Source organism: Pseudoalteromonas sp. B62 (assembly GCF_037162565.1).
Classification (GTDB): domain Bacteria; phylum Pseudomonadota; class Gammaproteobacteria; order Enterobacterales; family Alteromonadaceae; genus Pseudoalteromonas; species Pseudoalteromonas fuliginea.
The window spans coordinates 1,738,453-1,753,267 of record NZ_JARLVB010000002.1 but is presented as its reverse complement, the minus strand read 5'-3'; the positions used below and the strand labels follow the sequence as shown (position 1 = coordinate 1,753,267).

The window sequence follows — 14,815 nt, the reverse complement described above, 5'->3', positions numbered from 1 at the left end:
ACAAACTGGTTGAGTGCTTTTTAAAATAAACCATTAATTATGCTTAATTCATACCATTACGAGCAGTTTATTAGGGCGAGAGTTAAAGATGGGTTAAATGGGCACACTTTATGAGAGTAAATACAAAAATTATTGTTACGCCATATTTAGCTATTTCTAGATTTTCCCTAAATACCATCTCAACAGGTGTTTTTAAGATTGTAACTACGTTACTGCGTTTTTATGACTCCTTACTACATCACTTCTACTTTATACCTCCCATATTTATGTTTGAGTACGTCCTCAGCCTCAGAAAAACATACAACACAGGTATTTTCTACTCTTAAGCGTAGCTTCTCTGCCCCCTTTGTGAGCACCTCTTTTTAATTTCAAAAAATATAAACTATAGCCATTATTTATCGTCGGATATAAAAACGCCCATGTTAGTTAAACTATGGGCATTGCTTGAAATACATTTTAAGCGTGGGGTTACAAACCAAACACAACCTTTTCACTTTTCAGCATTCGGCTGCTTAAAAAACTAAACACGCTAAATAATATTAATGTAATCAAGGTAGAAAGTACTAATTGTGGTACTGGCAATGGGTTACCTTTGATAAACTCAATAAGTGCATATTGCTGAGCTGCAATAGGAACCCACTGTATAATATCGGTGGCAATGTCATAGGTAGTTATCATACTTAGCGACATAGGAATAAATAACACCATAGTTACATATGACTGTGCCTCTTTGAACGACTTTGCCATAAACGAAACAAATACCTGCAAGCTTGCCGACATTAATGCAATAGGTAAGCATACTGCAAAACAAAATAGCATAAATGCTGGGGTAATAGTGATACTAAAGCCGAGCTGTTGCCAAGGTACTAAGCCGTATGTAATTTTAGATACAATTAAAATGATTACGAGTCCTAGCATCGAAAAGCTGGCAATAGCGGCCGATTTAGCAAGTACAATTTGTAAGCTACTCAACGGATGGCTTAATAATAACGACAGCGAATTACGTTCGCGTTCACCGGCGCTAGTATCTATAGCTAGGTTCATCGCAGCGTAAAATACCGTTAAAATTATAGACAACGTAGCAATGCCTAAAAACATACCGCCTTTAGAGTCAGGAGTCGCCTCATCATGCGTCTCTACCGCTAAGGTACGCATAATGCTTGGATCAATGCCACGCGATATTAAACGTAAACTAGCCACTTCAGCGTTATAACTTGCAAGAGCTTTTTCAATACGATTTATATGCTTACCAAGTTTATCATTTGATTTATCAGCAATTAATGTAACTGTTGCAGGGCGACCTTCACGCATATTTTTTTGATAGTCATCACTAATATTTAATGTAATAGACTTGAGTAGTTCGTCATTTTTATCGTTTGTACTCTGTATTTCATTGGCATTTAAATGCGCAACTAAACTAGGGGCTTGCTCCGCATTTACTATGGTGATTTTGAGCCCTTCGGGCGATGTAAGCTGTTGCAGTAATACACTTAATAGTAAACACATTGCAATGGGAGTACCTATTGCGTAATACAAGCCCGCCATCACTGAACGTTTATCTCGGCTGGCATCAATGATTTCTTTTTTATAGAGTACTTTTAATAAATTAATCATGCTGCTATTCCTTCATCGCTACCAATTAGCTCAATAAATGCTTCTTCTAGCGTGGCTTTTCCTGCTTTTTCACACAGTTCATCTACCGAACCTTGCGCTATTACTTGGCCGTTAGCCATGATCACTACGTGGTCACATAATGCGGCAACTTCTTGCATCACATGCGATGAAAAAAGCACGCAATGTCCTTGTTCCTTTAGCTGTATAAGTAGATCTCTTAAAATACGTGTGCTCATTACATCTAAGCCGCGTGTAGGTTCATCTAAAATAACGTTAGACGGATTATGTACCACAGCCTGTGCTAAAGCGGTTTTCATGCGTTGGCCTTGTGAAAAACCTTGGCAGCGGCGATCCGCAATATCGTCCATATTTAATTTTTTTATTACCTCACTGGTTGCTGCTTTCGCTTTTACAGACGAAAGCCCGCTTAATTGTGCAAAAAAGGTAATATATTCTCTGGGTGTTAATCGCTCATACAGGCCACACGGATCAGGAAATAATCCTAAATTTTTCTTAGCTTCCATAGGATTTTTTGCTACATCTATGCCGTCTATTTCGGTTTCACCGCTGTCGGCTTTTAATAACCCGAACACGGTACGTAAACAGGTTGTTTTGCCTGCACCATTAGGTCCAAGCAAACCTGTAATTTGGCCATTTTTCGCATCAAAGCTTAGGCCGTTAAGGGCGTTAACATCGCCAATTTTTTTAGTTAGATTAGTTACCTTAATCATACCTTTACTCCATACTTTGAATTGTTGAACTGGCTGCGCCATTTATATTCATAAAAAACTTTTTATCGTTATTGTTATTGATACATTTTGTATCTATATCTTGCATATTTTGTTGATTAATAAACTGAGCAATTATTTTGGGCGCGCATGTTTGTGAGCCAATACCATGAGTTGCCGAAGGTGACACCAAATGAGTGGCATTTTTCATATTTACCATTGCCAACTCAGCCCAACTTGCAGGGGTTGCAGGGTCTCGCCCACCAGAAAGTAATAGAGTAGGCACTTCAGTGTTCACGGGCTTATAAAAGCTCTTATTTACTGGGGTTACATCCCAAATTGGGCACATTACATCAAACCCTTCAATCATCATTTTTCCCATGTAGCTTTTATTATATTTTGAACGCTTTTGCTCATTAAGCTGCGGCCAATCTTCACCACATACAATGGCATTGTGCATGCCCATTGCGAGCTGTTCAGTTATATCAACGCCCGACATCAATCCAACCCATGGCGAAAAATTACCATTAGCGGCTTGGCTAATTGCCAAAGGCAAAATTGCTCGCATTGAGTGGCTATAAAGTGCCATACGTATTGCGCCAAAAAACTTAGTTTTAGTCACCACTAGCGTTATGTTTTTGTATGTACGCGGGTGTTTCACTGTTGTTTCAATTGGCTGGCTATCTAACTGCGTCATTAAGGTATTAAATTGATTTTTTAACTGTGGATACTGTGAATTACAAAGCGTATTACTTTCACAACGTGCAAATAAAGCCGCTAACGAATCATCAATAGCTGCGCCTATTGCAGCCAAGCTTTGCTGCATAGGTACAACCCCATCCAATGTACTCGTTAATACTGAATTTGGAAATTGGCGGGTATATTCTTGCGCAATACGTGTACCATACGATACCCCGTACAAATGCAGCCCTTTATAACCTAAAGCTTTACGCACAGCTTCAAAGTCTTTTGCAGCAACAGGTGTTGAAAAGTGACTTAAATCAATATTCAGCTGCGCTTTACATTTTTGTGTTTCTTGAGCGCCCAGTAATGCGAGATCAGTCATTGAATCGTTAAATGCAAACTGTGTTTGCAGGTCATTACTTTCACATTGCAACTTATTTGAGTAGCCAGTGCCGCGTTGATCAACCAATAAAATATCACGCGTTTCGCGGACAAATCGTAAATTACGATTAAAAATAGCAGCTAGCTCTATTGCGCCCTGCCCTGGGCCACCAGCAAAAGCAAGCGCTGCTTCATCAGGGTGGCTAGGTTTAATAGCAGGAATAATCGCAAAGTTAATGTCGATTTCGCCATCAGCGCTGCTATCTGAGAGAGGGCGCTTAATACTGCCACACATTAATCTATCGGCTAACCCTTCCATATAACATGGGGTTAAAGCTGTATGTATTTGATCATTACTTTGAGCAAATACACTACTGCCACTTCCCGCTAATATTGATAAAAGCGTTAGCTTAGTTAGTTTTTTACGTAAATTAAACATGGTTTCCATTACTTTTCCCTTGTTGCTTTTTACACTCAATATGATAACTTTAACTACAGTGTATCGGTGTATTAATGTATTAATACAGTAGAGAAAGAATAATGTTAGAATTTATTAATGTCAACCCTAATAGTGGCGATCCAATTTATAAACAATTGCATGAACAAATTGTGCGGTTGATTGTGGGCGGGCAATTATCGATAGGCGAGCAATTACCTTCAGTAAGAAAAATAGCTGAGCACTTTTCGGTTAACCCTATGACTGTGTCGCGTGCGATCAGTCAATTGGTTGAACAAGGTTGGTTAGAACGAAGGCGTGGGCAACCAACCTGTGTTGCGCAAAAATCACAGCAGCAAACACAACAACAAGATACGCTATTATTTAATGGTGCCGATCAACTTATTCAGCAAGCCAAACAACTCGATGTATCGCAAGCTGTTTTAATAGAATTAATTAAAAAGCGATGGAAATAACCCCTATGGAACAACCACTCCTTAGCTACAAAAATGTATATAAAACAATTAACTCAAAAAATATTCTTAAAAATATTAATTTAGATGTGTATTCAGGTATGGTAATTGGCTTACTCGGTAAAAATGGCGCAGGTAAAACGACTTTACTACGCTGTGCACTTGGATTAGTAACTCCCGATATGGGTGATATTAGTGTTTTTTCAGAGCCAAGTTTACAAATTAATGCTGAAAACAAAGCTAAAATTGGCTATGTTGCTCAACAGTCATTTGGTTATGAGGGGTTTAAAATAGCCGATGCATTGGCACTACATCGTAGTTTTTACCCTAACTGGGATACCGAGCTTGAAACCAAATGGCTAGGTCGGTTTGAACTTTCAAGCACCGCTGCAATTAGCAACTTATCAATAGGTCAAAGACAAACACTTGCGTTAATTATGGCAATGGCATATCGCCCTAAATTACTTATTTTAGATGAACCAGTTGCAAGCCTAGACCCTATTGCCAGACGCGAGTTTATGAGCGATTTGTTCGATCTCGCACTCGATTCCGGTTCGGGGATTTTGTTTTCATCACATATCACTTCCGACATAGAGCGCGTTGCAAGCCATATTGCCCTTATAAAAGAAGGTGAACTGCTGTTATTTGATGAACAAGATGAGATTCGCGAAACTATCCGAAAAGTTAATTTTACCGATAACACCATTAACTTAACTGCTTACACTGTATTAGCTCAAAACAAAAATTCGGCCATTATTTATGGTTATAACAACGAAACAATTGATGGCGCATTGAGTATTAATCCGCTTTCTTTAGAGCAACTGTTTGTGGAGCTACATGCATGAGTTCGCCACAAAGCCGTAAGTGGTACCAAGGTTGGAGCGGTTTATGGTTAAAAGAAGCCGGTCCCGCTAGTTATTTTGTGCCATCAATATTCGCGACTATTTTTTCCCCTCTATTTATTGGTAGTGAACCTGTTATTCTTAATCTGCTCGCAATGTTTGCGATTATTTGCATGTACGCATCACTTGCTTTACAAAGTATTCGCTTACAAGCCACAGAGTGGCAGGCGCTAGTTGTTGATTATTGCCAACATGTAACGCAACAAGGCAAAGTGTTTATTGCAATAATAAATGGTTTCATGCTGATTAATGCAGCTATTGAGCAGAGTATTCATCTTTTATCTACTATCTTTGTAGCGAATACACTTGGTTTAGGGCTATGGCTTTTATGTAGAGTGAGCAGTCATTTATTTACCCTTGGATGTTACATAATATTCACCACAGGCATTATAAGTTGTGTGTTATTAGAAAAAACACCTATTTTTTTAATCCCTATAGCTATTGTTACTTACTTAGTCCTATTAGTATTTAGAGATAAATTTGGCCAACCATATCACTTTAGCAGTCATGCCTTTGCTAATTATCGTCATGGTGTGCAATCGGGGTGGTCGCCTGTTCCTGTTGGTTTTTTATCAAGTTACTCTAAGTATTTAAATAAACAGCTCTTTCCTTTGAGTTATTTTGTAGGGCCTTCACTATCTCAATTTACTATTTTGCTAGTAGGATTGAGTGCCAGCGCAATAATCATTAACTTTTTTTACGATATATCTAAGCACTCAATGTTTAGTTTAACAAATGTCTTGCTTGCGCTATTCACGCTTTGCCAATGGAGTCGATCACAAAGGACGCAGTCATGGGAATTGCTTTACACTCTCCCTATTTACAATAGCACTGCACAAGCAAAAAGCGCTTTTATCCAAAGTGCATTAAAATTTACAATTTACGTAGGAATATTTTGTTTTATTGTTACTTTGCCATTAATTGGACAACAACAATGGCAGTTTGTATATGCAGCTAATTTTTCACTTACAGCATGCGCAGCTTTTTTAGCTAGTTTTATAATTGGTAACATTGTTAAAAACACCAGTATTATGGGTATACTTTTATGTTTTTCATATGGCGGCCACATGGCTTTAAGTACTTACATCATTCAAAGCGATAACGGCTTTACAGACCTTGTTTTGGTAAGCTTATATGTATGTTCATTAGCATTATTAAATCGTTTCTCTGCAAAATATTTATAGCTTGAATTAAATAGGAATAAACCAAGTAATGATAAAATTAGTGCTTATTTACATATCGTTATTATGCTGTAGCTTTTCAACAAGCGCGCTGGTGCTCGTTAAAAAAACACCCTGTATTACAGTGGCCAAATTACTGAGGTTCAAAATAATAAAGCTTCTGAACTTTTAAAAAGCAATTCCTCGATAAACGCATTAACGATTACCAGCGGTGGCGGTAACATCGATTTTGGTATGGATTTAGCTGACTTGATCGCCGCTCATAAACTTAGCGTGAGCATAAAAGACTTTTGCTTTTCATCTTGTGCTAACTACATACTACTCGTAGGGCAACCGACAACCATTGAGAAAAATGCAATAGTTGGCTGGCATGGCGATGCCGCCTCTGCAAAATGGCTCGACAGTGATATAGACACTATGGTCAAAAATTTAGATGAACCAAAAAAAGTAAAAAATGGCAAGTACTCCGTGCGCATTATGATCAGGTTATAGCCAAAGCAAGTAAGCGAGAACGAGCAATGTATAAACGCTTTAATGTAAATCATGACCTACTTACTGTTGGTCTTGAGCCAAGTTTACGCAAAGCAGCAATAAAAAAACATGCGCGAGGCTGGACATACTCACCCAAGGCACTTGCGTCTTTAGGTGTTAAAAATATAATTTTTAATCAGTGGCAACCTCGTTCCGTTAAGCACTTCCCTTTATTAATAATAAAAGACGTTAATTAAAGCTTAATCTATTGTTTGCTAAGGAATAACCATTCAGCCTTAGCAAACTACCATTCTATTTTTTAGTTTATTTAAACCCCTTAAACTTTATTTCATCCAAAAAATCACCTTAATTTATCATATAAATTACTTTTTCCGTATAAAATACAATTGATATGCGTTATCATTTGCAACATCATTAACCTTTACTGTTCAATAATCATGAATAAGCTAATTCAACTCACACCTATATTATGCACTTTAATTTTAACTGGTTGCGGTGGTGGCTCTAGTAATAAAGCACCTTTATTTAATGAGCCAAACCTAAGCTTCACTTTAAACGAAGACACCTCTTTTACTGCTCAAGTAACAGCCACCGACGATGACGTCCTAAGCTATACACTTGCTAACGCGCCAAGTAATGGCATCATAGCAGTAGAGGCTAACGGTGAGTTTACTTACACACCATTTAGTAATTATTTTGGTGAAGATACGGCAACCATAAGTGCAAACGATGGCAGTTTAACGGCAAATGTAGTAATACGCTTTGCTATTGAAAATGTTAATGATGCTCCTCAACTTCTCGCCACTAACGTGTTTGTTACTTCTTCAACCACCACCGAAGGGGTTATAACCACACAGGACTTAGATGGCGACACCGTAACTATTAGCCTAATTACCCCACCAAGCAATGGCGTAATGAGCATAAATAGCACCACAGGTGAATTTACCTATAAGGCACAAACTCTAAGCAGCATTGATGAACAATTTGAAATTAGCTACACAGATGGCTTAATTAGCGAGCCATTAACGGCTATTATTTCGCTAAGCCCTTCTTATGTAACTAACGAAGATAAACTTAATTATTACTACAGCTCTAGCTTATCTCACTTAAAACAAGCAGATGAGTTAAGCGTAAATATTGCTGATGAACTTTCTCGATATGACGTATACGCAACACAAGCTGCTGCCTATGCGCGTGCAGGTTTTTTAGATACTGCTAGCGACTATTTAGCGCTTATAAACGAGCAAACCGCACGTTCTTCAGCATTAAAAGAGGTAGCGCAAGCACTTGATGAAATAGGCCAAACAGAAAAAGCAAACGATTACCGCGACCAAGCAGTAGCAGCCTACAACCAATACTTAGCTGATAAAGGCTTTGATAACATTGCCTCATCAGACGCATCAGCGCTTTATTCTTTAGTAAAAAGCTATTTAGCTGCGGATCAAGTTTCGCAAGCAAGTAATTTGTTAAATACTATTTCGTTATACGCTGAACAAGTACGTGAAGAAGAATACACATCGAGCTATGGCTTTTTTAAATGGTGTACGCTTATCAATAGATGACGCTCTAGAAAGCTATGCGCAAAGCCTAGATGAAAGCGATTTAACTCAAGCTAAATTACTTGCAAACAACTACGCGCAACTTGCGGTAAAAGCGGGTTACAGACTAGTACGTAGCGGCGAATACAAAGGCCAACCATACGAGCAATACAAAACGTTGCACGGGGCATGGGCTGCGCAATACCTTTATAGAGCTGGCGAGTTTGAGGCCGCAAAAGATTACACTAACCAAGTACTTGCTATGTATGGCTCAACGGGTTTTGATAGTAACTATAACTATAGTACGTCGGCTTATAGCGCCGCTACATTAGATAACTACACCTACCCTATTCAATTTTTAGCAGGCTTAATTGAAGGCTTATACCAAAGCGACGAAAACCCAGCAATAATGCTATCAGACAGCGAAACCGATATAAACAACGCGCAAGAACAAGTGTACGGCTTTAATATAGCTAACCGCCTACTTGCCGGTGAAGATATAAACAGTGCCGCAGCACAAGCTCGCAGCTTTTTTACTGAAAACGGCGATTACAGCGAATTTTTAGAGCGCTAACCTCACTTGATAACGTCCCTGGCACAGGCCTAATTTTAAGTGAAGCCGGCAGAAACGACTTAGCACAGCAAGTATTTACCTATGCTGGCGACTTTTTAGTCTCTGATGAATACATTAGCAAAGAGTTATCAACCACAGTTTTAACGGGTTACAAGGGCTGTAAATCGTTAGTTGATTTAACAGCGCGAGTTGGTGGCGATGCAGCAAGTGCAGCGAATAAATGTTTAACTATGCTTAATACGCTCAATGCAGGCGATGTACGTACGCTAAGTAATAGCTCATCAATTACAGCTCATAATCAAGTAATGGTATCGCTTATTAAAGGCGGCTTATCGGAGCAAGTAGCTGGTGTACACAATCAACTACTTAGCTACATTGCACTAGGAGATACCGAAGACAGGTTTGAAGCCCGCCTAGAAACATTAGGTTATTTAGTTAATGCCAACCAAACATCACTGGCAAGCACCACCTTAAATGATGCCATTGCCGAAATAACGCCTGCGTTAAATGAGTTAACAAGCGATCAGCTAGAAACTATATTAGCCGCTGTTAAAGCTGAAGTCATTGGTTTAGAAGCGGCTACAGGCGGGGAATTTGAACGTTACTCTATGCTTTCAAGCATGGGCACAAACGCGGCCAATATAAGTGATTTTTCAGCAAATTATAGTAATGCAAAAAATCAAGCAAGCACGCTTTTAAATACGCTTGAGCCTCTTATTTTGGGTTTTGCCAATACAATTATTGCCGACAACATGGAAGATTTAGTTAACAGCTTTACGTTAATTAACGATATTACCAAAGCACAAAGCCTAATAACTAATGGCGTTAATGGCGAGGCTGATCAGCTTGAGCTTTACATAGGCATGACCAACTTAGTTGCTTCACGCGATGACTTTAGAGGCATAGCTATTGCGAGCGTAGACACCGACCACGACGGCTTACCTAACTTCTTTTTACCTAATAGCAGTGATGAAGACATAGCCTTAGCTGGATTAATAGCCGACCAAGACGCTGATAATGATGGCGTAATTGATAGCGAAGACACAACCCCACTAGGTATTTAACAAAGAGCCGAAATATATGCAGACACCGACTACCCTCGCGTGTCTGCTTTTGCTTTCTCAGGGTGTATACGCCGCAGAACAGCAACAGCAGACAGAGTCAAAACCACAGCCATGTAACGAACTTAAAAATGAGCAAAAAGAGCGCTGTGAAGCACTTGAGCACATTGAAGTAAAAGGCCAGTACATAGGCATAGAAGTACCCGAAGTTATTGGACGTTCTTACTTAAATCGTGACTTTATAAACGCCACACCTAAAGGCAACGGCGATATAAATGAACTAATTGCCCTGCTCCCTGGCGTACAGCTAAGCAACGAGGCCTACTCTATTGGTAGCCTCGCAGAAATTAGCGCACCAGAAATTTCTATATCAGGTGCGCAACCTTGGCAAACGGGGTTTTCGTTAGATGGATTGAACTACAATAACCGCATAGACCCTGGCAGTTCATCTCGGTTGAGCTCATCGTCAAACGATGTGTCGGGCGGCGTACAAAGCATGAATGTAAACTCAGATGTAGTTGAATCAATCACAGTGTACGACCATAACATTCCGGCAGAGTTTGGTGGTTTTTCGGGTGGTATTGTTGATAGTAAAACTAAAAGTGTATTTACGAACGACAGCTATAGTTTTGGCGTACGTGGCAATCAAAGCAGCTGGGGGAGTTATCACTTTATAGAAGCCGAGCAAGACAGCTCTCAGCAAAGTGTTGACCAAAGCACACTTGAAGAACCTAAATACGAAAAAATAAGCTACAACTTACGTGCTAATAAACAAATTAATGAGCGCCATGGCTTAATGATGAGCGTTAATTACTTAACTAGCGATATTAGTGATTTGTCGTTAGGAGAAGTCAAAACGCAAAGCCGTAAAAACATTAATGCCATTGTAAAATATGGTTACCGTAATGGCTGGATAGACGCATTAGATTTAATTTTAATGTATTCACCTTACGAAGTAGATGACTTTATAACCGACGCCAAAGACAGTGACTTTCATTTAGAAGGTGGTGCAATTGGCGCCGTGGCGGCACTAACTGAACACTTTGATTTAGCAACGTGGCACAGTAATCTTAATTTTAGTATGAGCGACAGCAGCCGAGAAGGCCCTGCTCACTTTTATAACTGGCTACAAGCAAAAGGAAAAGATTGGGGGCAATACGCCGACCAAGGCGATGCGCAAACACGTTACTCTCGCCAAGGGGGTTATGGCGCGCTCGATAACACCCAATATACCACCAGCTGGAAAAATACCCTCGACTTTAAGACGTTTGAATTTGCTGGCACAGAGCACCGTATTAAAGCCGGTATTGAGCTTATTCGCCAAGAAGTAGAACGCGAACGTATACAAAATAGCTACGGCTATGACTCGCCAATTATATGGTCTAGCGCTAGCACGCCACTTAATTGCAGTGGCTATACACTTGACTGCCAAGCACTTGAAACAACTATATCGATTGACGAACTTGCAGCGCAGTTAGGCGGAGAAATTGATTTTAATAATAAAGATCACAATAAAGCGTACAGTAATAATGTAACAGCCACCGCGCAGTATTTTAATGGCCGTTTAGTAACTCCTGCAGAGTATATAAATGCAACCTTAAATCGAGCCTCATTTTATGCAACAGATAGCATTACATTAGGGCAATTAAATCTAAACTTAGGTATGCGCTACGAATATGATGACTTTTTAGCTAATCATAATATCGCACCGCGTATATCGCTTGGTTACGATGTATTTAACGACAACCGCACTATTATTAGCGCAGGCGTTAACCGCTATTACGACTCAGCTATTATTGGTTATAAAGTTAAAGAACAGCAGCGTTTTTCATACCGAGAGTACCGTCCTATCGAAAATGGCTACCTTCAAGGTTGGCTGCCATCTAACTACACGGGCGCATTTAAATACCGCTTTGATGATGTAAATACCCCCTACGATGACGAGCTAGCATTAGGCATAGCCCACTCCTTTGAGAAAGCAGGAAATATATCGCTTAAGTATGTAAAGCGTAAAAAGCATCAGCAGTTTTCTCAAGTTACCGACGAGGAAGCAGGCAGCGATGGTTATAAATATATTTATATGACTAACGAAGGTGATGGCAGCTCAGAGCGCTACTCAATATCGTGGAGCGCGCAGTTTGGTAGCCACTCATTATGGGCTAACGCCTCATACGCTGAAAACAAAATTTCAAACGACGAATACAGTGCTAGCGCTGAAAATACCCCGCTTGACGAACTTGTTTATTATGTAAATGCAAGTGGCAGCGGCAAACTTGTAACGCTTGGGCAGCTTGCTCAAATACGTACCAACTTTGGTACCCCTGTTACAGGCGCACTTGGCTGGAATGTTGATTGGAGCGACTCATTTAGTACAGGCTTAAACGTTACCTATAGTGGCAGCTACACCAGCGCTGTAAGCACCGGCGCAAGTCAAAGCATTGGGCTTGAAAAAAGCTGTGCAAGTTGCCCCGTAGAATCAAGTTTAGTTGATGAATACGAAGAGCGAGAAATGCGCGCCAGAACCATGCTAGGGCTAAGTTTACGCTATAGCCATAACCTAACAAAAACTCAATCTATTGACATTAGAGCGGATATTTCTAACTTATTAAATGCCCGTACTTACACAGTAAACGAAGGTGCATCAGGCATTGAGCCTGGGCGTATGTTTTGGCTTGGAGTAACTTATAAATATGATTAAGCAACTTTGTGTAATTACATTATTACTCTCCTTTAGTATGCACGCTCAACAATACAGCAACAAAGAGTTACGTGGTTTTTATAGTAAGAGCCAAGTAAACTGGCCTGCCATTCAAACCAGTGATGAGCGTATAGTTGAGCCTCTTTCGTTATTGCCAATAGCTACTCCATTGCCAGAGCACGTTGCACTTGGTAATAAGCTTTTTCATGATCCACAGCTTTCGCGCGATAAAACCGTAAGCTGCGCGAGTTGTCATGAACGAGATAAGGGGTTTCATGATGGTCGTGCCACTGCTATAGGCATAAATGATCAAGTAGGCACTCGCAATACCCCTGCTATTTTTGGTATAGATCAGTGGCAAAGCTTTTTTGGGATGGTCGCGCTAAAACAGCTGAGCAACAAGCACTTATGCCTATTAGCAATCCAATTGAAATGGACTTAGATCCACAAGAAGCCTTAATACGGGTCAATAAAGATAAAAGCTATACGGCATTTAATAAAAGTGCCTTTAATTCAGACACGCTTTCTATGGCACAAATGGCAGAAGCCCTCGTTGCATTTGAGCGAACACTCATTGCACCTAATACTCGCTTTAAATCATTTATTAATGAGGTTCAGAGTAATCCAAAAAAAGCGCTTAGACGTTTATCAGATAATGAATTAAACGGATTACATTTATTTAGAACTAAAGCGAAGTGTATGACTTGCCATAATGGCGCGCTATTAAGTGACAACCAATTTCATGGCACTGGCCTTCATTACTACGGCCGTAGTTTTGAAGATAAAGGCCGGTTTAATTTTACAAATAATCCAAGTGATATAGGGTTATTTAGAACCCCTTCTCTACTTGGTTTAACTGAAACATTTCCATGGATGCACAATGGACTTTTTGATGATCTACTAGGCATAGTAAATATGTATAACCATGGTGGAGTAAGACCTAAGCCTAGGAAAAACCAATTAAACGATCCACACTTTCCTAAGACGACGAAACTGTTAAAACCATTAAAACTCACCAAGCAAGAGCGTTTAGATCTTGTTGCATTTTTACGGATTTTATAAGTTTTGTAATTGCTCTATCAACCATTTATGAATTGGGCTGTTATTAGTACGTGGATGCCATGCTGCTATCACTTTAAAAGTAGGTGGAAGTGCCTCAACTTCTAGCAGTCTAACTTTACTATTTGGTAATAATCTTGAAGGGTAAAACGCGAGCATATCAGTAGTATGTAAAATGTCGGGCACCGCTGAAAAACTCGGTACCGACATAACAATATTACGTTTTAGCCCTTGGCTTTCAAACCATTGATCGTGCGATCCGCGTAAATTAGCGCGTGAAGGCGACACCACCAGCTGCGGGTGCGCTGCAATTTCCGGCAGTGTTAAGGGCTCATCTTCAAACTCATTTTTACAGCCTGTAATACACAAGTGCTGCTCTTCTAGTAAAGTGACATACGCTAAGTTGTCAGGTATGAACTCTGGAAAGCTTATCAGTAAATCAAGCTCGCCTGCCGTTATAAGTTGATTAACGTTGTCAGACGCAAAGTCGCGCACTATCAGCTTTAAACCTGGCGCTTCACGGCGGGTAATATTAAATAATTGCGGCAATAAAGCCTGCGTGGCGTAGTCGGTTGCGCTTATGGTAAACACACCTTTATAAGTTTGCGGGCTAAACTGCTCAGGCTCTAGTAACGACTCTAATTGCTTTAAAATATGGTTAACAGGCGCCTTTAGCCCTTGCGCTTTAGGAGTAGCAACCATGTTATTGCCTTGGCGAATAAACAAACGATCGTCAAATAAATCTCGTAGCTTTCGTAGTTGCTCACTAATGGCTTGTTGCGTTAACCCCATTTTTTTGGCTACTTGTGAAAGATTTTGCAGTTCTAATAAGCTACTGAGTACTCTTAACTGCTTTATATCAAGCCGACTAATACCATTCATAATTGTATGCTGTACAAAAAAGTGTTGTTTCAAATTGTATCTTTAAATCTCTATGCTGCCAATGTCGCTTAACCACTATTTAAGCCTTTGTTTGCTTTATAAGAGAATTTAA

Annotated in this window: 13 protein-coding genes and 1 pseudogene; 10 read left to right on the top strand and 4 right to left on the bottom strand. The window is 39.8% G+C overall.

Translation table 11 applies throughout. The features are described from left to right. Positions 1-468: 468 nt before the first annotated feature. From P4S71_RS12390 to P4S71_RS12380, 3 genes are read right to left on the bottom strand one after another with little or no spacing between them, the layout of a single operon-like run. Complete coding sequence (locus tag P4S71_RS12390; RefSeq protein ID WP_096792519.1) at positions 469-1,614, bottom strand: ABC transporter permease; 1,146 nt, start codon at positions 1,612-1,614, stop codon at positions 469-471. Beyond that, positions 1,611-2,345, bottom strand: a complete 735-nt coding sequence (locus tag P4S71_RS12385) for an ABC transporter ATP-binding protein (protein WP_008135099.1) — start codon at positions 2,343-2,345, stop codon at positions 1,611-1,613. Before P4S71_RS12385 ends, P4S71_RS12390 begins: the two co-directional genes overlap by 4 nt. Positions 2,346-2,349: 4 nt before the next feature. Beyond that, positions 2,350-3,855, bottom strand: a complete 1,506-nt coding sequence (locus tag P4S71_RS12380; protein WP_337150769.1) for an alpha/beta fold hydrolase — start codon at positions 3,853-3,855, stop codon at positions 2,350-2,352. Positions 3,856-3,947: 92 nt separating this feature from the next. Between P4S71_RS12380 and P4S71_RS12375 the strand changes: the two genes are divergently transcribed. From P4S71_RS12375 to P4S71_RS12325, 10 genes and pseudogenes are all read left to right on the top strand, one after another. Then, positions 3,948-4,319, top strand: a complete 372-nt coding sequence (locus P4S71_RS12375) for a GntR family transcriptional regulator (RefSeq protein WP_007376926.1) — start codon at positions 3,948-3,950, stop codon at positions 4,317-4,319. Between the two features lie 5 nt (positions 4,320-4,324). Then, positions 4,325-5,161: an ABC transporter ATP-binding protein gene (locus tag P4S71_RS12370; protein WP_033040229.1), complete on the top strand. Its 837-nt coding sequence runs from the start codon at positions 4,325-4,327 to the stop codon at positions 5,159-5,161. Further along, positions 5,158-6,402, top strand: coding sequence for an ABC transporter permease (locus P4S71_RS12365; RefSeq protein WP_096792517.1), 1,245 nt, complete (start codon positions 5,158-5,160; stop codon positions 6,400-6,402). The genes P4S71_RS12370 and P4S71_RS12365 overlap by 4 nt, the downstream gene beginning before the upstream one ends. A gap of 231 nt (positions 6,403-6,633) precedes the next feature. Continuing rightward, positions 6,634-6,891: a hypothetical protein gene (locus tag P4S71_RS12360; RefSeq protein WP_337119875.1), complete on the top strand. Its 258-nt coding sequence runs from the start codon at positions 6,634-6,636 to the stop codon at positions 6,889-6,891. A 26-nt stretch (positions 6,892-6,917) separates the two neighbouring features. Next, complete coding sequence (locus P4S71_RS12355; RefSeq protein ID WP_033029946.1) at positions 6,918-7,127, top strand: hypothetical protein; 210 nt, start codon at positions 6,918-6,920, stop codon at positions 7,125-7,127. 201 nt (positions 7,128-7,328) lie between these two features. Continuing rightward, positions 7,329-8,453, top strand: coding sequence for an Ig-like domain-containing protein (locus P4S71_RS12350; RefSeq protein WP_337150768.1), 1,125 nt, complete (start codon positions 7,329-7,331; stop codon positions 8,451-8,453). Continuing rightward, positions 8,416-9,003: a hypothetical protein gene (locus P4S71_RS12345; protein WP_337150767.1), complete on the top strand. Its 588-nt coding sequence runs from the start codon at positions 8,416-8,418 to the stop codon at positions 9,001-9,003. Before P4S71_RS12350 ends, P4S71_RS12345 begins: the two co-directional genes overlap by 38 nt. A gap of 230 nt (positions 9,004-9,233) precedes the next feature. After that, positions 9,234-10,067, top strand: coding sequence for a hypothetical protein (locus P4S71_RS12340; protein ID WP_337150766.1), 834 nt, complete (start codon positions 9,234-9,236; stop codon positions 10,065-10,067). 16 nt (positions 10,068-10,083) lie between these two features. Beyond that, positions 10,084-12,762: a TonB-dependent receptor gene (locus tag P4S71_RS12335; protein ID WP_096792516.1), complete on the top strand. Its 2,679-nt coding sequence runs from the start codon at positions 10,084-10,086 to the stop codon at positions 12,760-12,762. Continuing rightward, positions 12,755-13,824, top strand: a pseudogene (locus P4S71_RS12325) (cytochrome-c peroxidase). The gene P4S71_RS12335 and the pseudogene P4S71_RS12325 overlap by 8 nt, the downstream one beginning before the upstream one ends. Here P4S71_RS12325 and P4S71_RS12320 read toward each other — a convergent pair. Continuing rightward, positions 13,819-14,736, bottom strand: coding sequence for a LysR family transcriptional regulator (locus P4S71_RS12320; protein WP_008135084.1), 918 nt, complete (start codon positions 14,734-14,736; stop codon positions 13,819-13,821). The pseudogene P4S71_RS12325 and the gene P4S71_RS12320 overlap by 6 nt on opposite strands. Between the last annotated feature and the right edge of the window lie 79 nt (positions 14,737-14,815).